This is a genomic window from Pseudomonas sp. B33.4 (genome assembly GCF_034555375.1).
Classification (GTDB): Bacteria; Pseudomonadota; Gammaproteobacteria; order Pseudomonadales; family Pseudomonadaceae; genus Aquipseudomonas.
Genome location: NZ_CP140706.1, coordinates 3780589 through 3799203, shown reverse-complemented (window position 1 = coordinate 3799203; position 18615 = coordinate 3780589). Strand labels below are relative to the sequence as shown.

Here is an 18615-nt window from a genome sequence, read left to right as displayed (position 1 = left end):
AAGGCCGCATGGCAGGCGCTTTGTCCATCCACGTTACGAGGGGATTGTTTGATGCAGCAGGCGTTTTCGATCCTGACTCAAGGTATTGATGGGCATCGCCCGCAGACACTTGAGGAGCTGTTGGCGGGCGCGGCGCTGCTGTTGCCGATGCTCGATGTGATCCCCAATGCGGCTATTTTCATCAAGGATGTGCAAGCCCGTTATGTACTCGCCAATCGCACGCTGGTGCAACGCTGTGGCTTGAAGGATTTGCGCCCGTTACTTGGCAAAACCAGTGCACAGGTGTTCCCGGCGCAACTCGGGCCGGGCTACACCGAGCAGGATCGCAAGGTGCTGGAGGAAGGGTTTGTGCTGGAAGATCAGCTTGAACTGCATCTGTACGGCAGTCGCGAACCGGGCTGGTGCCTCACGCACAAGCAGCCGCTGTACAACCGTGACGGGGTGATCATTGGTCTGGCGGGGATTTCCGTGGACCTGCAATCGGCCAGCGAAACCCATCCGGCATTCGAGCGGCTGGCGGCTGTCGATGAGCATATTCGCGCGCATTTCAATCGTCGGGTCACCCTCAGTGAACTGACCCGAATCGCCGGCATTTCAGTCGCGCAACTGGAGCGCTACTGCAAACGAGTGTTCCACCTGACGCCACGGCAGATGATCCAGAAAGTGCGCCTCGAACACGCGCACCGATTGCTGCATACCGACCTGCCGATTACCGACGTGGCGCTGCAATGCGGCTACACCGATCACAGCGCCTTCACCCGCCAGTTCAAGGCGTCGACCGGGTTCACTCCGCGCGAGTATCGGCAGGCAACGGGATAGAGACTGACTGAGGCGCAAACGTTTTTTCGAGTACTGTTGGCCTGATCTGGAGAAGCGAGGATGAATGTTGAATCATGAACTGTGGCTGGAGCCTGATGGCTTAGAGTTGTTTGTGGTGTCCGGGCCTCATGGTGATGAGGCGCGAGCGCTTCTTGCACCGGGGTCGAAACTGGTCTGGGAAGTCACCGCCGACAGCTATTTTGAAGCGATGACCAAGTACTTCGCATACATGGATTGGGGAGTATGGACGACCGATTTTCCAGAGCACGATAAAACCAGCTATCGGGATCGCGGTTGGGACACCAGCCAGAACGATGAGTAATGCTGCACGACAATATCGCGACATCGATGCAGGAGCTGCTGCAGGCTGCTCCTGCAAGGACAGCGTTGTCAGGTCAATACGCTCAGCCATGCCGAAAGTAGCAGCAACAACGCCAGTGCCGTGTTCATCCGCTTGAACGCCTTTGGCGATCCCATCAGCCGCGCACTGCCCACGCCCAGCAATGCCCAGAACGTCATGCACGGCAACGACACCAGCAGAAATGCCAACGACAACACCAGCAATCGCAGGGTCTTGTCACCACCGCCGACAAATACACTGACCACCGCCACGGCCATCATCCACACCTTTGGATTGAACAGTTGCAGTATGGCCGCGCCCAGCACGCTGAAACCTTCCTCCTGGGTATCTGCGGGGTCCAGCGATGGCGGTGTGCTGCGAAAGATTTGCCACGCCAGCCAGCTCAACCAGAGCACACCGCCCCAGGCCATGGCTTGCTGCACGCGCGGGTAGCGCAGCAAGGTTTCGCCGGCACCGAGGCCGACCACCAGCACAATCAGTGCCGCCGCCGCGCAGGCGCCAAAAATGATCGGCAGCGTGGCGAGCAAGCCTTGGCGCGAACTGTGGCTCAACACCAGAATATTGGTCGGCCCCGGGGTGATCGAAGCGACGAAAGCAAACAGCAGAAAGGGCAGTAATGACGCCATGATCCGGATTTCCTGAAAATGAACACAGGCAGCCATGATCGCCAGTCGGTATGCGTCAGTCTGGAAGGTTTGAGCAGCGCTTGCGGTAGTCGGCAGGGGTGAGTTGGTAGGCGCGGCGGAACCAGCGACCGAGATGACTCTGATCAGCAAAGCCGAGCACGCTGGCGACCTGTGCCGGCGTTTCGCCGCGCGCCAGCAATTGCCGCGCCTTGGCCAGGCGCAATTGGATCAGGTACGCGTGAGGAGCCAGGCCAAAGGCTGTCTTGAACGCGCGGCTCAGACGAAAGCGATCCACCCCGCAGACCCGGGCGAGGTCATCGAGACCGATATCTTCATAGGTATGCGCGTGCAGAAAGTCCCGTGCCATTTGGGCGACCAAAGGCAGGCGCGGATCGAAATCCTGACGTTTGCGCCAAGCGAGATGGCGCGTGAGCGAGCCTAGCAGGCCGTCGACGGCGGTCTGGCGGACGATGCGCAGATCGCCGTCATGCAGCGCATGAAAAGCTTGATTGATCGCTGTGGCCAGGCGCGGGTCCTGACTCAGCGTGTCGGCAAAACCGGGCTGGCTGTCGGACGGTGCGTCTTCGAACAGCGCGTGCATTTCACGCTCCAGCCAGTGCGGATCGAGGTAGAGCATCGAATAGGTGAAACCTTCCTCGGTCGGCGCCTGGCCATCGTGGATTTCCCCCGGCTCCAGCAGGAACACGTTGCCCGGCGTACTGCGATGGCGCACGCGGCGGCAATTGAATTGCTGCACACCTTGTTCGGTGACGCCGACGAGGAAACTGTCATGCCAGTGTGGATCGTAGGCGTGTCCCTCGAAGTGAGCTCGAATCGATTCGATCCCGGTATCGCCATCCTGGGACAGCTCGATCCAGTTGCGTTTATCCATGGAAGGCTCCCGAGGCTCGGCTTTGAAAGGTGCGGCTCGATAAAATACCGCGCAACGGTGAAGAGCGTTTAGAAGATTTGTGCAGATGGGGCAGGGCAACCCGCTAAACTCGATAAAACACGTCCCTCTGGCGACAGGTGAAACGCGATGATCGACCGACGCTCGCTGTGGCTCCTGCCCATCCTGATCGCGCTCAGCCTGACGCTAACGACAGCCTGCTCAAACCGCAAACACTATCCGCCCTCAGGCGTCGGCGACAGTTGCTACGCCAAAGCCTTGCCAACGGTCGGCGAGGGCGGCCTGGCCTGGGGCTCCAGTCTGAACATCGCTCGACAAAAATCGCTGAACAACTGCATCCGGTATGCCGGGCGTTCCAGAGGTACGCCGGACACCTGCCAGGTGGTGTTGGCCAAGTGTCGCTAGTTCTTCTGTTGACATGGTTGCTTTAGGCAAATATATAGTTGCCTGAAGCAACTAAATGAGCTTTCGTCATGTCCAGTACTCATCTACTCGAGCAAGCCGACGTCGTGCGCGGCTTCAATCGCTTCTACACCCATCAGATCGGCGTATTGCAGGAACATCTGCTGCAAAGCGACTACTCGCTGACCGAGCTACGCATTTTGTATGAGCTGGCCTCACGGGGTGACCTGACCAGCGCCGATCTGCGCCAGATGCTCGGCCTGGACGCCGGCTACATGAGCCGGATCATCAGCGGTTTCGAAAAGCGCGGACTGATTCAGAAAGTTCCGTCGCCCACGGACGCCCGCGCTGCACAATTGCACCTCACCGACCTCGGGCGCGAAATTCTGGTCCCGCTGGAAAAGGCCTCCCGCGAACAGATCGTCGCCATGCTCGAGCGATTGCCTGAACCGCAGCAAAAACAACTGATCGGCGCCATGACGCTGATCCAGACACTGCTGGAGGGCAGCAAGGACTCAACTTACCTGTTGCGAGATCCGCAGCCGGGCGACATGGGCACGGTGATGCAACAACAAGCCGCACTCTATACCCGCGAATACGGCTGGAATTCGGAGTTCGAGGCGCTGGTGGCCGAGGTGGTCGCCAAGTACCTGCGCGATTATGACCCGAGCTGCGAGCGCTGCTGGATTGCGGAAAAGGACGGCAAGGTCATCGGCTCCGTGTTCATCGTTCGCCAGGATGCCACCACCGCCAAACTGCGCATGCTCTACGTCGACGCCAGTGCGCGGGGCTTGGGCATTGGCAGTCGTCTGGTCGAGGAGTGCCTGCGTTTCGCCCGTCAGGTTGGTTACCAGAAAATGACCTTGTGGACGACCAGCAACCTGACGGCAGCGCGCAAGATTTATCAGCAGGCCGGATTTGAATTGGTGGAGGAGGAGGCGGTTCACAGCTTTGGCAAGGATCTGGTGAGTCAGACGTGGGCGCGGGTGTTGTGATCTGTTTTTCGTCGTCGGGTGCAGTGAAAAGGCAGACGAAAAAAAAACCACCTTAGCGAGGTGGTTTTTTTGTAAACCTTGGTTTGCGACCGAGGTTTGTTGCTTCACTAGCCGAACTGACGTGTGAGGATAGTATGAGCCTTTGCGCCACCTTGCAACGGTAATAGCTTTTTTTGAACGACTTTTTCCAGATATGTTTATTCTAATAAACAGACAGAAATAACGGTTTACAAAGGCAATAGAACTCTCTGCATGAAATCCTTTTATTGAGGTTATGATGCAGGCGCTCATATGTTGGTTCGGTAGTGAGATCTGGCTGGAAAACTTAACAGTTTCTTTCCCTTTGACACGGTTTTGCACCCGTGCCGGGATGATGGCTCAGAGGGCTTTCAACCGGCCGCCTCACTAGTCGAACTGACGTTCAGGCTGAAAGCAAGCATGGTCCGGTAAGCTTGCTGGAGGTTTGGCCCCCAGCCCTGGAGGCCAAAACGTATGAAGCTTTTGCTGCGTGCGCTGAGCCTTGTATGGAGATTGTTTAAAGCCTTTCGCTTTTACGAGTTCCTGCGAGACCACTTTGACGACCTGAAGTAACGGTCGTTGAAGTGGGAGAAGCCCGTTTCAGTTTCGACTGAAACGGGTTTTTTTTGTGGTAAATAACCTGTCATTAGTAGGAGTTCTGCAAGTTCGATCTCTTGACCCTGTAGGGCATTTCGTCGACATGTGTGGGTGTTGTCCCAAAGCGTCTCCACCGCCCACAAAAAGTGTTCGATTATCGAGTACCCAAACCTTCGTCCAATTGCCCACCGTGACACTCCGGCGTACTGTGAGTCGTGATGCCTGAAACCCCGTGATCCCAAAATAACGACAACAACGAGCAATGCCCCATGGACAGCCATCTGCTGAGCGATCGCAGCAGCGTGTTCCGTCACGCTGACCCTTATGCCGTCTCCGACTACGTCAATCAGCACGTCGGCCAGCACTTCATCGGCCTGTCCAGAACCGCCCACCCGCAAGCCAGCCTCAACCATCGCAAACTTGCCAATCTCGATCTGGCCCGCATCAGCTATGGCGGCAGCGTACGCGTGACCTCCGTGGCCCTGGAGACCGTTTACCACCTGCAAGTGCTGCTGCAAGGCAATTGCCTGTGGCGCGGGCACAAGCGCGAGCAGCATCTGGTGCCGGGCGAGTTGCTGTTGATCAACCCGGATGATCCGGTCGATCTGACTTACTCGGATGATTGCGAGAAATTCATCCTCAAGGTGCCGGTCAGCGTGCTTGAATCGGTGTGCGACGAGCAGCGCTGGCAGCGTCCGGCAAGCGGTATCCGTTTCCTGCGCAATCACTATCAGCTCGATGAACTGGAAGGCTTCACCAACCTGCTGGCGATGATCTGTCAGGAAGCCGAGGCCAGCGACCCGTTGCTGCGGGTGCAGGAGCATTACGCACAGATCATCGGCAGCAAACTGATCTCGCTGATGAACACCAACGTCAGCCGTGAATGCCTGAGTGCACCGAACGTCAGCTTTGAACGCGTCGTCGATTACATCGAGCGCAATCTGAAACTGGATTTGCCGGCCGAACATTTGGCCGCACAGGCGAGCATGAGCCCGCGCTCGCTGTACACCTTGTTTGAACGCCAACTGGGCGTCACGCCGATGCAATACATCCGCCAACGCAAGCTTGCGCGCATCCACGCCTGCCTCAGTGACCCGAGCTGCCCGGTGCGCAACCTCACCGAGCTGGCGCTGGACTACGGCTTCCTGCATTTGGGCCGTTTCTCCGAAAGCTATCGCCAGCAGTTTGGTGAACTGCCGTCGCAGACCTTCAAGCGCCGCCACTAACACTCCCCGCTGAAACTTCCCCGAATCACCTGCCGCGCCATCCTGCACAAATCGGATAGTGATCTGCAGGATTCGGCTATTGCCCCGTGCTGCGCCTCCCTAATCTGACCTGGCCTGAACAATAACAATGGAGGCCCCGGCCATGTCCCTGGGAATCGACTACCTCAATGCCATGCTTGAAGAAGACAAGGAGAAGGGCGCCTACCGCTGCAAGCGGGAGATGTTCACCGATCCGCGTCTGTTCGAACTGGAGATGGCGCACATCTTCGAAGGCAACTGGATTTACCTCGCCCACGAAAGCCAGCTCCCCAACAACAACGATTTTCTGACCACCACCATGGGGCGCCAGCCGATCTTCATCGCGCGCAACAAGGACGGTGTACTCAATGCGTTCCTCAATGCCTGCAGCCATCGCGGCGCCATGCTCTGCCGGCACAAGTCCGGCAACCGCTCCAGCTACACCTGCCCGTTCCACGGCTGGACGTTCAACAACAGCGGCAAACTGCTCAAGGTCAAAGACCCGAGCGAAGCCGGTTACCCGCAAGGTTTCAACTGCGAAGGCTCGCATGACCTGACCAAGGTCGCGCGTTTCGAGTCCTATCGCGGTTTTCTGTTCGGCAGCCTGAATGCCGATGTGAAATCTCTCACCGAACATCTGGGCGAGTCGGCAAAAATCATCGACATGATCGTCGACCAGTCGCCAGAAGGCCTGGAAGTGCTGCGCGGTTCCAGCTCTTACATTTACGAAGGCAACTGGAAACTCACCGCTGAAAATGGCGCCGATGGCTACCATGTCAGCTCGGTGCACTGGAACTACGCCGCCACCCAGAACCAGCGCCAGCAGCGCGAAGCCGGTGAAGCAATCAAGACCATGAGCGCCGGCAGTTGGGCGAAGAAGGGCGGCGGTTTTTACTCCTTCGATCACGGCCATCTGCTGCTCTGGACTCGCTGGGCCAACCCCGAAGACCGCCCCGCCTATGAGCGCCGCGATGAACTGGCCCGTGATTTCGGTCAGGCCCGTGCCGACTGGATGATCGAAAACTCGCGCAACCTGTGCCTGTACCCGAACGTGTATCTGATGGACCAGTTCAGTTCACAGATCCGCATCGCCCGGCCAATCTCGGTCGACAAGACTGAAATCACCATTTACTGCATCGCCCCCAAAGGCGAGAGCGCCGAAGCCCGCGCCAAACGCATTCGGCAGTATGAAGATTTCTTCAACGTCAGCGGCATGGCCACACCGGATGACCTCGAAGAGTTCCGCTCGTGTCAGACCGGTTACGGCGCCGGGCGCGGCTGGAATGACATGTCCCGTGGCGCGACCCATTGGGTCGAAGGCGCCGACGCCGCCGCCGAAGAAATCGATCTGAAGCCGCTGCTCTCGGGCATGCGTACCGAAGACGAAGGCCTGTTTGTGCTGCAACACAAGTACTGGCAGGAAACCATGCTCAAAGCCGCTGCCACCGAGCCACAGCTGATTCCCGTGGAGGCCGTGTGATGAGCAACCTTCACGACACCGTGCGCGACTTTCTCTACCGCGAAGCGCGCTATCTCGATGACGGCCAATGGGATCAATGGCTGGAGCTGTACGCCGCGGATGCGACCTTCTGGATGCCGGCCTGGGACGACAACGACACGCTTACCGAAGACCCGCAAAGCGAAATCTCGCTGATCTGGTACGGCAACCGTGGCGGCCTCGAAGACCGCATCTTCCGGATCAAGACCGAGCGCTCCAGCGCGACCATTCCCGACACTCGCACCTCACACAACCTGAGCAACATCGAGATCGTCGAGCAGGGCGACGGCCAGTGCCAGGTGCGTTTCAACTGGCACACCCTGAGCTTTCGCTACCAGGTCACTGACAGCTACTTCGGCAGCAGTTTCTACACCCTCGATCTGCGCGGCGAACAGCCGCTGATCACGTCCAAGAAAGTCGTGCTGAAAAACGATTACGTCCGTCAGGTCATCGATATTTACCACATCTAGTCGACACGACGAGGTGCACCATGAATTTCCAGATTGCGCTTAATTTTGAAGACGGCGTCACCCGTTTCATCGAGGCTGGCGGCCATGAAACTGTGGCCGACGCGGCGTATCGCCAAGGCATCAACATCCCGCTGGACTGCCGCGATGGCGCTTGCGGCACCTGCAAATGTTTCGCCGAGGCCGGGCGTTATGACATGGGCGACAACTACATCGAAGACGCCTTGAGCGCCGACGAACTCGCGCAAGGTTATGTGCTGACCTGCCAGATGCGCGCCGCCAGCGATTGCGTCGTCCGCGTGCCGGCCGGCTCGCAGCTGTGCAAGACCGAACAGGCCAGTTTCCAGGCCTCGATCAGCGCTGTCCGGCAGTTGTCCGAGAGCACCATCGCGCTGTCGATCAAGGGCGAGGCACTGAGCAAACTGGCGTTTCTGCCGGGTCAATACGTCAATCTGCAAGTGCCGGGCAGCGCGCAGACTCGCGCTTATTCCTTCAGCTCGTTGCAGAAGAACGGCGAGGTCAGCTTCCTGATTCGCAACGTGCCCGGTGGCCTGATGAGCAGCTTTCTCACCGGCCTGGCCAAGGCTGGCGACAGCATGAACCTGGCCGGTCCTTTGGGTAGTTTTTATCTGCGCGAAATCCGCCGACCGCTGTTGCTGTTGGCGGGCGGCACGGGCCTGGCACCGTTCACCGCCATGCTGGAGAAAATCGCCGAGCAGGGCAGCGATTATCCCGTGCATTTGATCTACGGCGTGACCAATGATTTCGATCTGGTCGAACTCGATCGTCTCGAAGCCTTCGCCGCCCGCATTCCGAACTTCAGTTTCGGCGCCTGCGTGGCCAACCCGCAGAGCGCGCATCCGCTCAAGGGCTACGTCACCCAGCACATCGAGCCACGCCATCTCAATGAGGGCGACGTCGACGTGTACCTCTGCGGCCCGCCGCCGATGGTCGAAGCCGTCAGCCAATACATCCGCGAGCAGGGCATCACCCCGGCGAACTTCTACTACGAAAAATTCGCCGCAGCGGCTGCCTGAAACCCTTATTTCGAGGTTGTCATGAACAACAGATTCTCCAACAAGGTCGCGCTGGTCACCGGCGCGGCGCAGGGTATCGGCCGCCGTGTGTGCGAACGCTTGTTACGCGAAGGTGCGCAAGTGGTTGCCGTCGACCGCTCCGAACTGGTTCACGAACTGCAAGGCGAGGGCGTTCTCGCGCTGACCGCCGACCTTGAGCAATACGCCGATTGCGCGCGGGTCATGGCCGAAGCCATCAACACGTTTGGCCGTCTCGACATTTTGATCAACAACGTCGGCGGCACGATCTGGGCCAAGCCGTTCGAACACTACGAAGTCGAACAGATCGAAGCGGAAGTGCGCCGTTCGCTGTTCCCGACCCTGTGGTGTTGCCACGCCGCACTGCCATACATGCTCAAACAAGGATGCGGCGCCATCGTCAATGTTTCATCGATTGCTACCCGCAGCGTCAATCGCGTGCCTTACGGTGCGGCCAAGGGCGGTATCAACGCACTCACCGCGTGCCTGGCCTTTGAAAACGCCGAGCGTGGCATCCGCGTCAACGCCACGGCTCCGGGCGGCACCGAAGCACCGCCCCGGCGCATCCCGCGCAATGCCGGCGAACAGTCGGCGCAGGAGCAAGCCTGGTATCAGGAAATCGTCGCGCAAACCCTCGACAGCAGCCTGATGAAGCGCTACGGCAGCCTCGACGAACAGGTCGGCGCGATCCTCTTTCTGGCTTCCGATGACGCCTCGTACATCACCGGCGTGACCCTGCCGGTCGGTGGCGGCGACCTTGGTTGATCACTCTGTAAAGGACACAGACATGCAGCGAATTCTGATTGAAAGCCTGTCGACCATCATCGTCGACCTGCCAACCATCCGCCCGCACAAGCTGGCGATGCACACGATGCAGAAGCAGACTCTGGTGATTCTGCGTCTGCGCTGCAGCGATGGTATTGAAGGTATCGGCGAAGCCACCACCATCGGCGGTCTAGCTTACGGTTATGAAAGCCCGGAAAGCATCAAAGCCAATATCGACGCGCACTTGGCGCCGGTGTTAGTCGGCATGGAAGCGAACAATATCAACGCGGCGATGCAGCGGCTCGACAAGATCGCCAAGGGCAATACTTTCGCCAAGTCCGGCATCGAAAGCGCATTGCTCGATGCTCAAGGCAAGCGCCTCGGTCTGCCGGTCAGCGAACTGCTCGGCGGCCGTGTACGTGACAGCCTCGAAGTGGCCTGGACCCTGGCCAGTGGCGACACCGCCCGCGACGTTGCCGAAGCCGAACAGATGCTCGACGCGCGCCGCCATCGCATCTTCAAACTGAAGATCGGCGCCAACCCGCTGGAGCATGATCTCAAGCACGTCATAGCGATCAAAAAAGCCTTGGGCGAGCGCGCGAGTGTGCGGGTCGACGTCAACCAGTATTGGGATGAATCCCAAGCGATTCGTGGCTGTCAGGTCTTGGGTGCCAACGGTATTGACCTGATTGAGCAGCCGATCTCGCGGGTCAATCGTTCCGGACAGATTCGTCTGAACCAGCGCAGTCCGGCACCGATCATGGCCGATGAATCGATCGAAAGCGTCGAGGATGCTTTCAGCCTCGCTGCCGACGGCGCCGCCAGTGTGTTCGCCCTGAAAATCGCCAAGAACGGCGGCCCGCGTGCCGTGTTGCGCACCGCACAAATCGCCGAGGCAGCGGGCATCGCGTTGTACGGCGGCACCATGCTTGAAGGCTCCATCGGCACGCTGGCCTCGGCGCACGCCTTCCTCACGCTCAAACAATTGACCTGGGACACCGAACTGTTCGGCCCGTTGTTGCTGACCGAAGACATCGTCACAGAAACGCCGCAGTACCGCGATTTCCACCTGCACATCCCGCGAACTCCGGGCCTTGGCCTGACGCTGGACGAAGAGCGTCTGGCGCGTTTTCGCCGCCACTGAATCAGGAGAGCCACCATGTTGTTCCACGTAAAAATGACCGTGAAGTTGCCCGTCGATATGGACCCGTCTCTGGCCAATCGGCTCAAGTCTGACGAGAAGGAACTGGCCCAACGGCTGCAACGCGATGGCGTCTGGCGGCACTTGTGGCGCATCGCCGGGCACTACGCCAATTACAGCGTGTTCGATGTGCCGAGCGTCGAGGCGCTGCACGACACGCTAATGCGCTTGCCTTTGTTTCCCTACATGGAGATCGAGGTCGACGGCCTCTGCCGGCATCCGTCGTCGATCCACAGCGACGACCGCTGACCCAACCCGGTCCCTGTAGGAGTGAGCCTGCTCGCGATAGCGGTGTGTCATTCAGCATTGATGGTAACTGGCAGACCGCTATCGCGAGCAGGCTCACTCCTACAAGGGACGGTGCTGGAACTCAAGAACTGCGTCGACAAAACAACAAGATGAGGTAACCACCATGACCGTGAAAATTGCCCACACCGCCGAGCTGCAAGCCTTCTTCAAAGAAGCCGCCGGTTTCGCCAACGACGAGGGTAATTCCCGCCTGAAAACCATCGTCCTGCGCATCTTGCAGGACAGCGCCAAGATCATCGAAGACCTCGACATCAGTGATGACGAATTCTGGAAAGCGGTCGACTATCTCAACCGACTCGGCGCGCGTTCGGAAGCCGGACTGCTGGTTGCCGGCCTCGGAATCGAGCATTTTATCGACCTGTTGCAGGACGCCAAGGACGCGCAGATCGGTTTGACCGGCGGCACACCGCGCACCATCGAAGGCCCGCTCTACGTGGCCGGCGCGCCGCTGTGTGAAGGCGAGTGCCGCATGGATGACGGCAGCGAGGAGGGCGTCGCCACGGTGATGCTCCTCGAAGGCCAGGTGTTCGATCTTCACGGCCAACCGTTGGTCGGTGCCACGGTTGACCTGTGGCACGCCAACACCAAGGGCACGTACTCGTTTTTCGACCCGAGCCAGTCCGAGTACAACCTGCGTCGACGCATCATTACCGACGCCGAAGGCCGCTACCGCGCTCGCAGCATCGTCCCGTCCGGTTATGGCTGCGACCCGCAAGGCCCGACCCAGGAATGCCTGAACCAACTCGGCCGCCATGGCCAGCGCCCGGCCCATGTGCACTTCTTCATCAGCGCGCCGGGGCATCGGCACCTGACGACGCAGATCAATCTGTCGGGTGATCAGTATTTGTGGGATGACTTCGCCTATGCGACCCGTGAAGGGTTGGTTGGGGAGGTGGTGTTTCGTGAGGACGCGGCGTTGGGGCGTTTTGCCGAGCTGAAGTTCGACTTCCAGTTGCAACCCGCGCCGGACGCCAGTGCTGAGCAACGCAGCCAACGGCCGCGTGCGTTGCAAGACGCTTGATACCGAGTCGTCAGTGCCCCTCACCCTAACCCTCTCCCAGAGGGAGAGGGGACTGATCGGGGTGATCTTGAGCGCTACGTCGACCTGAACGTTTTGTACCGTGCTACGCCGACCTGAACAGTTTGTGCCGAATCCATAATCGACTCGGTCGTTCAGGTCGATGTATCGCGATATACACCTCGGTCGGCTCCCTCTCCCTCTGGGAGAGGGCTGGGGTGAGGGGAAATCGGGCCTAAGGTAATGCGAAAAAGATATTGGCTCAGTATTTTTAAGATCGTTTAGTTTTGTCGCAACGACGAATCAAAACGCATCAAACCGATAGACCCCCGATTGCCATGACGGCACACGCTGAATCGATCACAGGTTCTTCAGGTTTGATTCACACGGGAGTGAATCATGCCGCATACCCTCGATATCACCGCATTACCAACGCTGGACCTGTCGCTGTTCGAAGGCACGGCGCAGCAGCGCTACGAGTTTCTTGAAAACCTGCGCCACGCCGCCCGTGACGTCGGCTTCTTCTACCTGACCGGGCATGGCATCGACAATGACTTGCTCAAGCAAGTGCAGGCCCACGCCCATCAATTCTTCGCCTTGCCCGACAGCGAGAAAACCGCCGTCGGCATGATCAACTCGCCGCACTTTCGCGGTTACAACCGGGCCGCCTCGGAGATCACCCGTGGCCAGCCCGATCTGCGTGAACAGTTCGATCTGGGTGCCGAGCGCGAGGCGCTGCCCTTGACAGCGGACAGCCCGTTCTGGGCGCGGCTGCAAGGTCCCAATCAATGGCCGGCGGCACTGCCGGAACTGAAACCGTTGCTGCTGGAATGGCAAGAGGCGATGACGCGGATGTCGTTGCGCCTGCTGCGTGCGTTCGCTCAGGCGTTGTCGCTGCGCGCCGATGCGTTCGATCAACTCTACGGCGACAAACCCAACGAACACATCAAGTTGATGCGCTATCCCGGCCAGTCCAGCGAGTCGAGCCATCAAGGCGTCGGCGCACACAAGGACTCAGGTTTCCTCAGCTTCCTCCTGCAAGACCAGCAGGCCGGTCTGCAGGTCGAGATCGAAGAGGGCCGCTGGATCGATGCGTTGCCGCGCGAGAACACCCTGGTGGTGAACATCGGCGAACTGCTTGAGCTGGCCAGCAACGGTTATCTGCGGGCCACGGTGCATCGCGTGGTTTCGCCACCGGCGGGTAGCGAACGCCTGTCTGTCGCGTTCTTCCTCGGCGCGCAACTGGACGCCGTGGTGCCGCTGTATCCGTTGCCCACCGCACTGTTGCGCGAGGCGCGCGGGCCGGCGAGTGATCCGCTCAATCCGCTGTTTCGCGATGTCGGCTGGAACTACCTCAAGGGTCGTCTGCGCTCGCATCCCGATGTCGCCCAGCGCTTCTACGCCGATGCGCTGCTGCCGCCACCGCCCGTTCGCAAATCCGCCTGACTCATCACTCGCTCAAGGACTCCGCACATGATCAACAAAGCAGGTTTGACCCTGGCCGTGCTCGGCGCGCTGCTGACGTCGTTCGGTTCGCAGGCGCTGGAGCCGCTGCGCGTCGCCGCCGACCCGGTGCCCCACGCGCAGATTCTGGCGTATATCCAGAAAATCGATCCGCAGCTCAATCTCAAAGTCATCGAGATCCCCAACGGAGTGAACTCCAACGAGCTGTTGGTGCACGGTGACGTCGACGCCAATTACTTTCAGCACTTGCCGTACCTGAAATCCCAGGAAAAGGCCCTCGGCGAAAAACTCGCGGTGGCCGCCACGGTGCATATCGAACCCTTGGGCATTTACTCGCACCGGCACAAAAGCTTCGCTGACGTGCCGGTAAAAGGCACCGTCGCCGTGCCCAACAATGTCACCAACCTGAGTCGCGCGCTGTACCTGTTGCAGGACAATGGCCTGATCAAACTCAAACCCGGCTTCAACGATCCGGCGGCCGATCAGGCAACGCCCAAGGACATCGCCGAGAACCCGAAACAGCTGAAGATTCTCGAGATCGAATCACCGCAGATTCCGCGCTCGCTGGATGACGTCGATCTGGCCGTGATCAACGGCAACTACGCGCTCGACGCAGGCCTGGTGCCGGCCAAGGATGCCTTGGGTCTGGAGAAAGCCGAGCACAATCCTTACGCCAATATTCTGGTGACTACGCCGAAGCTGGAGCACGACCCGCGTATCGCGCAATTGGCCAGGGATCTGACGTCGCCCGAGGTCGCCAAGTACATCACCGATAACTTCGCAGGTTCGGTGATTCCGGTGGCGGGCGGCAAACCATGATCGCCGTCGAGCAGGTGAGTAAGACCTACCCCTCGGCCACGCAACCGGCGCTGGATCAGGTCTCGCTGAGTATTCCCGACGGCGCGGTCTACGGGATTCTCGGGCGTAGCGGGGCGGGCAAGTCGACGTTGCTGCGTTGTCTTAACCTGCTGGAACGTCCGGACAGCGGACGCATTCTGCTCGATGGCATCGACCTGACGACGCTGTCGGTCAGCGATTTGCGCCGCCAGCGTCAGCGCATTGGCATGATCTTCCAGGGCTTCAACCTGCTGCATTCGCGCACCGTTTTCGACAACATCGCGGTGCCGCTGGAGATCGCCAATGTCGGCAAACCGTGGCGCCACGTGCGGGTTCGCGAATTGCTGGAACTGGTCGGTTTGAGTGATAAGGCGCAGGCCTTTCCCTCGCAATTGTCCGGCGGGCAGAAACAGCGCGTCGGCATTGCCCGCGCCCTCGCCGCAGAGCCGGCGTACCTGCTCTCGGACGAAGCCACCAGTGCGCTCGACCCGGAAACCACCGAATCGATCCTTGAACTGCTGCGCGACATCAATCGGCAACTGGGCGTGACCATCGTGCTGATCACCCACGAACTGGAGGTGGTCAAGTCGATCTGCGACCACGCGGCCTTCATGGCCAACGGACGTCTGGTCGAAGCCGGGCCGGTGCCACGATTGCTGGCCGATGCGCAATCGCAACTGGGCGCTTCGCTGCGCCCGACTTGCGGTTTGCCGTTGGGCCACGCTGAGCCGGGCCTGAGTTTTCTAAAACAATACGGCGTACGGGCGGCGCACTCATGAACCGCACGGTCAATTGGGATGAAATCCTGCAACTGGTGTTCAACGCCACCGGTGAAACCCTGTACATGGTCTTGCTTGCGGGGCTGTTCACGCTGCTGATCGGCTTACCGCTGGGCGTGTTGCTGTTCATCAGTCGTCGCGACGGACTGTTGCCGTTGCCACGCTTGAATGCCGCGCTGGGTAGTGTGGTTAACCTCGGCCGCTCACTGCCGTTCGTGGTCATGCTGATTGCGTTGATTCCGCTGACACGGCTGCTGGTCGGCACAACGCTGGGCAGCACCGCCGCCGTGGTGCCAATCACCATCGGCGCGTTTCCGTTTTTCGCGCGCATCGTCGAAAACGCTCTGGACGAAGTCGACAAGGGTCGCATCGAAGCGATCCTCGCCATGGGCGGCGACATCGGTCATGTGATCTTCAAAGTGCTGTTGCCCGAAGCGCTGCCGGCATTGCTTGCGGGTATCACGCTGACGCTGGTGATGCTGATCGGTTTTTCCTCGATGGCCGGGGTGATCGGTGGCGGCGGGCTGGGTGATCTGGCGATCCGTTACGGCTATCAGCGTTTCAACAATGAAGTGATGGTTGCCACGGTGGTGGTGTTGGTGATCCTCGTTCAGGGCGTGCAAAGCCTGGGCGATCGGTTGGTTCGTTCGCTGGCGCATCGCCGCTAAGGAATTGTATGAGTGTGCCGGTCGCCGTCGTTCGCGAGCCTTTGATTCGTGTACGTGAGCTAAGCAAACTATTTGGCGCGAGTCGGGCGCTGGACCGTGTCAGCCTGGACATCTATCCCGCCGAAGTGGTCGCGTTGCTCGGTGCCAATGGCGCGGGCAAATCGACCCTGGTGAAGATTCTCGCGGGCAGCCAGACCGCCGACGCTGGCGAGATCTGGCTGGAGGGCGCGCCGCGACATTTCAGTTCGCCGCTGTCGGCGCGGCGCTTCGGCATTGTCGCAGTGCACCAGCAGATCAACGAGGGCATCGCACCGGGTTTGAGCGTCGCGGAAAACCTCCTGCTCGATGAACTGTGCAAGCCGGACGCGGACTTCTGGCTCAATCGCCAACGTTTGCTGAAACGCGCCGCGAGCATCGCCGCCGGGCTGGGTTTGACCTTGCCGCTGGAGCAGCCAATCGAACATCTCGGTCAGGCCGAACGGCAATTGGTGGTGCTCGCCCGGGCCTTGGCGTTGCAACCGCGCCTGCTGATTCTCGATGAGCCGACGGCGGCGCTCTCCGACACCGAGGCGCAGCGCCTGTTTGGTTTGATCGACACCTTGCGCAGTCGCGGCGTGGCGATTCTGTACATCTCCCATCGACTCTCCGACCTGCAACGCGTGGCGGATCGCGCCATCGTTCTGCGCGATGGTCAGTTCGCGGGCGAGTTCACGGCGCGGCAATTGCCGGAGGCGGTGAGTGCCATGCTAGGGCTGGCGCTGGCCGAGCATGTTTATCAGCCAAGCGTGGCCGGGCGCGAGGTGTTGAAAATCAGCGCCATGCAAATCCTGCCGCGCTCCGCCGCGTTCGATCTGAGCCTGCACGAGAATGAAGTGGTGGTGCTGACCGGGCTGTTGGGTGCCGGTAAAAGTGAAATGGCCGAGGTGCTGTTCGGCCTGCGTAACGCGTCCTCCGGCCGCTTGCAACTGGATGGCGCGGACTGGCGTGCGGACTCACCACGCCAGGCCATTCAAAGCGGGGTGTTCTTCGCGGCCGAAGATCGCGCCAGTCAGTCGCTGATACCTGATTTCTCCCTGCGCCGGACCTTGACCTTGCCGTTTCTGGAGCGTTTCAGCCGTGGCGGTTTTATCCGTAACCGCGCCGAAGCGGCAGCAGTCGAGGCGCAAGTGGCGGCGCTCGGTATCAAGACCGCCGGTATCGATGTGCCGATGACTGCGTTGTCGGGCGGCAATCAACAGAAAGTCGTGCTCGGCCGCTGGCTGCTCGGCGAAGGGCGAGTATTGATCCTCGATGAACCGTTTCAAGGCGTCGACGTGCGCGCCCGCCGCGACATCGGCCAACTGCTGCGCGACAGCGCCGAGGGGCGCGCGACTTTAGTGATTTGCGCCGACGTCGATGAAGCCTTGGAAATTGCCGACCGCATCCTGCTGGTGCGCGATCACGCCGTGGTCGCGGAATACCCGCGTGCCGGCCTCAATCGCGCTGATCTGGTGGCCGCGCTGGCCGGCAGCGACGTGATCGAACATTCCCCTCAAGCCCCAAGGAGCAGAGCGAGTGCCTGATTCAAGTTCACTGTTATCGATCAAGCCGGCACGCGCCGAGCGTCTGTTGCACGGGTTGATCCGCTACGGCCTGCTATGGCTGCTGGGGCTGATCGTGGTGTTTTTCAGCGTTGCCGAGCCGGCATTCCTGCGCGTCGGTAACCTGTTCAGCATCCTGCAATCGGTGTCGATTGTCGCGCTGCTGGCGCTGGGCGTGACGCTGACCATGGCCGTCGGCGGCCTCGATCTGTCGATTGGCGCGGTGGCAGCGATGAGCCTGATGATCGCCAGTTACGTGATGGTTGTGCTCGGTTGGGGCGCGGTGCCGGCGGTGTTGATCAGTCTCGCGGGCGGGGCGCTGGTCGGCCTGCTCAACGGCTGGCTGATCGTCAAACTGCGGGTGCCGGACATTCTCGCGACGCTCGGCAGCATGTTTCTGGTGATTGGCGTGCAGCTGATTCCCACTGGCGGACGCTCGATTGCGGTCGGCATGACGCTGCCCAGCGGAGAAGAGACCGAAGGTACGTTCAGTGCCGCGTTTCTTGCGCTGGGGCGTGGGCGGTTGTGGGAGGTGGTGCCGATTCCCGTGCTGATTACCGCCGCAGTCGCTTTAGCCGTGTGGCTGTTTCTCGAACGCACGCGCATTGGCCGTTTGTTCTATGCCATCGGCGGCAACGAGCAAGCCGCACGCTTGGCCGGTGCGCCGGTGCAGCGCTTCAAATTGCTGGCTTACGTGCTCTCGGCGTTGCTCGCATCGCTGGGTGGATTATTGCTCGCGGCGCGCCTGGGCCGTGGTGACGTCAGTTCGGGCAACGGTCTGGTGCTGGATGCTCTCGGCGCGGCGCTGATCGGTTTTGCCGTACTCGGCGCGAAGAAACCCAACGCCTTTGGCACCCTGGTCGGGGCGCTGCTGGTGGCGGCGCTGCTCAACGGCCTGACCATGCTCAACGCGCCATATTACGCGCAGGATTTCGTCAAGGGACTGGTGTTGGTGCTGGCCCTGATGTTCACGTTCGGCCTCGCGCATCGGGCGCGTTGAGC

General features: G+C 60.1%; 20 protein-coding genes. 18 read left to right on the top strand and 2 right to left on the bottom strand.

Annotation, left to right across the window (positions count from 1 at the left end; genetic code table 11):
• Nucleotides 1-51: 51 nt before the first annotated feature.
• Both U6037_RS16675 and U6037_RS16670 read left to right on the top strand, forming a co-directional pair.
• Nucleotides 52-819: an AraC family transcriptional regulator gene (locus tag U6037_RS16675; RefSeq protein WP_322843792.1), complete on the top strand. Its 768-nt coding sequence runs from the start codon at nt 52-54 to the stop codon at nt 817-819.
• A gap of 64 nt (nt 820-883) precedes the next feature.
• On the top strand, nt 884-1141 hold the full coding sequence (locus U6037_RS16670) for a hypothetical protein (RefSeq protein WP_249122227.1): 258 nt from the start codon (nt 884-886) through the stop codon (nt 1139-1141).
• A gap of 68 nt (nt 1142-1209) precedes the next feature.
• On the opposite strand, the gene U6037_RS16665 is transcribed toward U6037_RS16670, so the two are convergent.
• Both U6037_RS16665 and U6037_RS16660 read right to left on the bottom strand, forming a co-directional pair.
• Nucleotides 1210-1806 (bottom strand): LysE family translocator, encoded by a 597-nt coding sequence (locus U6037_RS16665; RefSeq protein ID WP_322843791.1) that lies wholly within the window; start codon nt 1804-1806, stop codon nt 1210-1212.
• Between the two features lie 55 nt (nt 1807-1861).
• Nucleotides 1862-2698 (bottom strand): AraC family transcriptional regulator, encoded by an 837-nt coding sequence (locus U6037_RS16660; RefSeq protein ID WP_322843790.1) that lies wholly within the window; start codon nt 2696-2698, stop codon nt 1862-1864.
• A 147-nt stretch (nt 2699-2845) separates the two neighbouring features.
• On the opposite strand from U6037_RS16660, the gene U6037_RS16655 reads away from it, so the two are divergent.
• The 16 genes from U6037_RS16655 (at nt 2846) to U6037_RS16580 (ending at nt 18613) form a co-directional block, all read left to right on the top strand.
• Nucleotides 2846-3121, top strand: a complete 276-nt coding sequence (locus U6037_RS16655; RefSeq protein ID WP_322843789.1) for a hypothetical protein — start codon at nt 2846-2848, stop codon at nt 3119-3121.
• Nucleotides 3122-3189: 68 nt separating this feature from the next.
• Complete coding sequence (locus U6037_RS16650) at nt 3190-4113, top strand: helix-turn-helix domain-containing GNAT family N-acetyltransferase (protein WP_322843788.1); 924 nt, start codon at nt 3190-3192, stop codon at nt 4111-4113.
• An 884-nt stretch (nt 4114-4997) separates the two neighbouring features.
• On the top strand, nt 4998-5954 hold the full coding sequence (locus U6037_RS16645; RefSeq protein WP_322843787.1) for an AraC family transcriptional regulator: 957 nt from the start codon (nt 4998-5000) through the stop codon (nt 5952-5954).
• Between the two features lie 142 nt (nt 5955-6096).
• A complete protein-coding gene (benA, locus tag U6037_RS16640) occupies nt 6097-7452 on the top strand; it encodes a benzoate 1,2-dioxygenase large subunit (protein WP_322843786.1) in 1356 nt (451 codons plus the stop codon).
• Nucleotides 7452-7940, top strand: a complete 489-nt coding sequence (benB, locus tag U6037_RS16635; protein WP_322843785.1) for a benzoate 1,2-dioxygenase small subunit — start codon at nt 7452-7454, stop codon at nt 7938-7940. The genes benA and benB overlap by 1 nt, the downstream gene beginning before the upstream one ends.
• A 20-nt stretch (nt 7941-7960) precedes the next feature.
• Complete coding sequence (benC, locus tag U6037_RS16630; protein WP_322843784.1) at nt 7961-8974, top strand: benzoate 1,2-dioxygenase electron transfer component BenC; 1014 nt, start codon at nt 7961-7963, stop codon at nt 8972-8974.
• Between the two features lie 21 nt (nt 8975-8995).
• Nucleotides 8996-9757, top strand: a complete 762-nt coding sequence (locus U6037_RS16625) for a 1,6-dihydroxycyclohexa-2,4-diene-1-carboxylate dehydrogenase (RefSeq protein WP_322843783.1) — start codon at nt 8996-8998, stop codon at nt 9755-9757.
• A 22-nt stretch (nt 9758-9779) separates the two neighbouring features.
• Nucleotides 9780-10901: a muconate cycloisomerase family protein gene (locus U6037_RS16620; protein WP_322843782.1), complete on the top strand. Its 1122-nt coding sequence runs from the start codon at nt 9780-9782 to the stop codon at nt 10899-10901.
• 15 nt (nt 10902-10916) lie between these two features.
• Nucleotides 10917-11207: a muconolactone Delta-isomerase gene (gene catC / locus U6037_RS16615; RefSeq protein ID WP_322843781.1), complete on the top strand. Its 291-nt coding sequence runs from the start codon at nt 10917-10919 to the stop codon at nt 11205-11207.
• A gap of 163 nt (nt 11208-11370) precedes the next feature.
• Entirely contained in the window at nt 11371-12288 is a 918-nt protein-coding gene (gene catA / locus U6037_RS16610) for a catechol 1,2-dioxygenase (RefSeq protein WP_322843780.1), read from the top strand.
• Between the two features lie 396 nt (nt 12289-12684).
• On the top strand, nt 12685-13731 hold the full coding sequence (locus U6037_RS16605) for an isopenicillin N synthase family oxygenase (protein WP_322843779.1): 1047 nt from the start codon (nt 12685-12687) through the stop codon (nt 13729-13731).
• Nucleotides 13732-13758: 27 nt separating this feature from the next.
• On the top strand, nt 13759-14568 hold the full coding sequence (locus U6037_RS16600; protein ID WP_322843778.1) for a MetQ/NlpA family ABC transporter substrate-binding protein: 810 nt from the start codon (nt 13759-13761) through the stop codon (nt 14566-14568).
• Nucleotides 14565-15365: a methionine ABC transporter ATP-binding protein gene (locus U6037_RS16595; protein WP_322843777.1), complete on the top strand. Its 801-nt coding sequence runs from the start codon at nt 14565-14567 to the stop codon at nt 15363-15365. The genes U6037_RS16600 and U6037_RS16595 overlap by 4 nt, the downstream gene beginning before the upstream one ends.
• Nucleotides 15362-16033, top strand: coding sequence for a methionine ABC transporter permease (locus U6037_RS16590; RefSeq protein ID WP_322843776.1), 672 nt, complete (start codon nt 15362-15364; stop codon nt 16031-16033). The genes U6037_RS16595 and U6037_RS16590 overlap by 4 nt, the downstream gene beginning before the upstream one ends.
• 8 nt (nt 16034-16041) lie before the next feature.
• A complete protein-coding gene (locus U6037_RS16585) occupies nt 16042-17595 on the top strand; it encodes a sugar ABC transporter ATP-binding protein (RefSeq protein ID WP_322843775.1) in 1554 nt (517 codons plus the stop codon).
• Nucleotides 17588-18613, top strand: a complete 1026-nt coding sequence (locus U6037_RS16580) for an ABC transporter permease (RefSeq protein ID WP_322843774.1) — start codon at nt 17588-17590, stop codon at nt 18611-18613. Before U6037_RS16585 ends, U6037_RS16580 begins: the two co-directional genes overlap by 8 nt.
• Nucleotides 18614-18615 lie beyond the last annotated feature (2 nt).

Bases quoted from the DNA above. Each gene is read 5' to 3' on its own strand.
- U6037_RS16675 (WP_322843792.1), top strand. From the start codon at position 52: ATGCAGCAGGCGTTTTCGATCCTGACTCAAGGTATTGATGGGCATCGC.
- U6037_RS16670 (WP_249122227.1), top strand. From the start codon at position 884: ATGTTGAATCATGAACTGTGGCTGGAGCCTGATGGCTTAGAGTTGTTT.
- U6037_RS16665 (WP_322843791.1), bottom strand. From the start codon at position 1,806: ATGGCGTCATTACTGCCCTTTCTGCTGTTTGCTTTCGTCGCTTCGATC.
- U6037_RS16660 (WP_322843790.1), bottom strand. From the start codon at position 2,698: ATGGATAAACGCAACTGGATCGAGCTGTCCCAGGATGGCGATACCGGG.
- U6037_RS16655 (WP_322843789.1), top strand. From the start codon at position 2,846: ATGATCGACCGACGCTCGCTGTGGCTCCTGCCCATCCTGATCGCGCTC.
- U6037_RS16650 (WP_322843788.1), top strand. From the start codon at position 3,190: ATGTCCAGTACTCATCTACTCGAGCAAGCCGACGTCGTGCGCGGCTTC.
- U6037_RS16645 (WP_322843787.1), top strand. From the start codon at position 4,998: ATGGACAGCCATCTGCTGAGCGATCGCAGCAGCGTGTTCCGTCACGCT.
- benA (WP_322843786.1), top strand. From the start codon at position 6,097: ATGTCCCTGGGAATCGACTACCTCAATGCCATGCTTGAAGAAGACAAG.
- benB (WP_322843785.1), top strand. From the start codon at position 7,452: ATGAGCAACCTTCACGACACCGTGCGCGACTTTCTCTACCGCGAAGCG.
- benC (WP_322843784.1), top strand. From the start codon at position 7,961: ATGAATTTCCAGATTGCGCTTAATTTTGAAGACGGCGTCACCCGTTTC.
- U6037_RS16625 (WP_322843783.1), top strand. From the start codon at position 8,996: ATGAACAACAGATTCTCCAACAAGGTCGCGCTGGTCACCGGCGCGGCG.
- U6037_RS16620 (WP_322843782.1), top strand. From the start codon at position 9,780: ATGCAGCGAATTCTGATTGAAAGCCTGTCGACCATCATCGTCGACCTG.
- catC (WP_322843781.1), top strand. From the start codon at position 10,917: ATGTTGTTCCACGTAAAAATGACCGTGAAGTTGCCCGTCGATATGGAC.
- catA (WP_322843780.1), top strand. From the start codon at position 11,371: ATGACCGTGAAAATTGCCCACACCGCCGAGCTGCAAGCCTTCTTCAAA.
- U6037_RS16605 (WP_322843779.1), top strand. From the start codon at position 12,685: ATGCCGCATACCCTCGATATCACCGCATTACCAACGCTGGACCTGTCG.
- U6037_RS16600 (WP_322843778.1), top strand. From the start codon at position 13,759: ATGATCAACAAAGCAGGTTTGACCCTGGCCGTGCTCGGCGCGCTGCTG.
- U6037_RS16595 (WP_322843777.1), top strand. From the start codon at position 14,565: ATGATCGCCGTCGAGCAGGTGAGTAAGACCTACCCCTCGGCCACGCAA.
- U6037_RS16590 (WP_322843776.1), top strand. From the start codon at position 15,362: ATGAACCGCACGGTCAATTGGGATGAAATCCTGCAACTGGTGTTCAAC.
- U6037_RS16585 (WP_322843775.1), top strand. From the start codon at position 16,042: ATGAGTGTGCCGGTCGCCGTCGTTCGCGAGCCTTTGATTCGTGTACGT.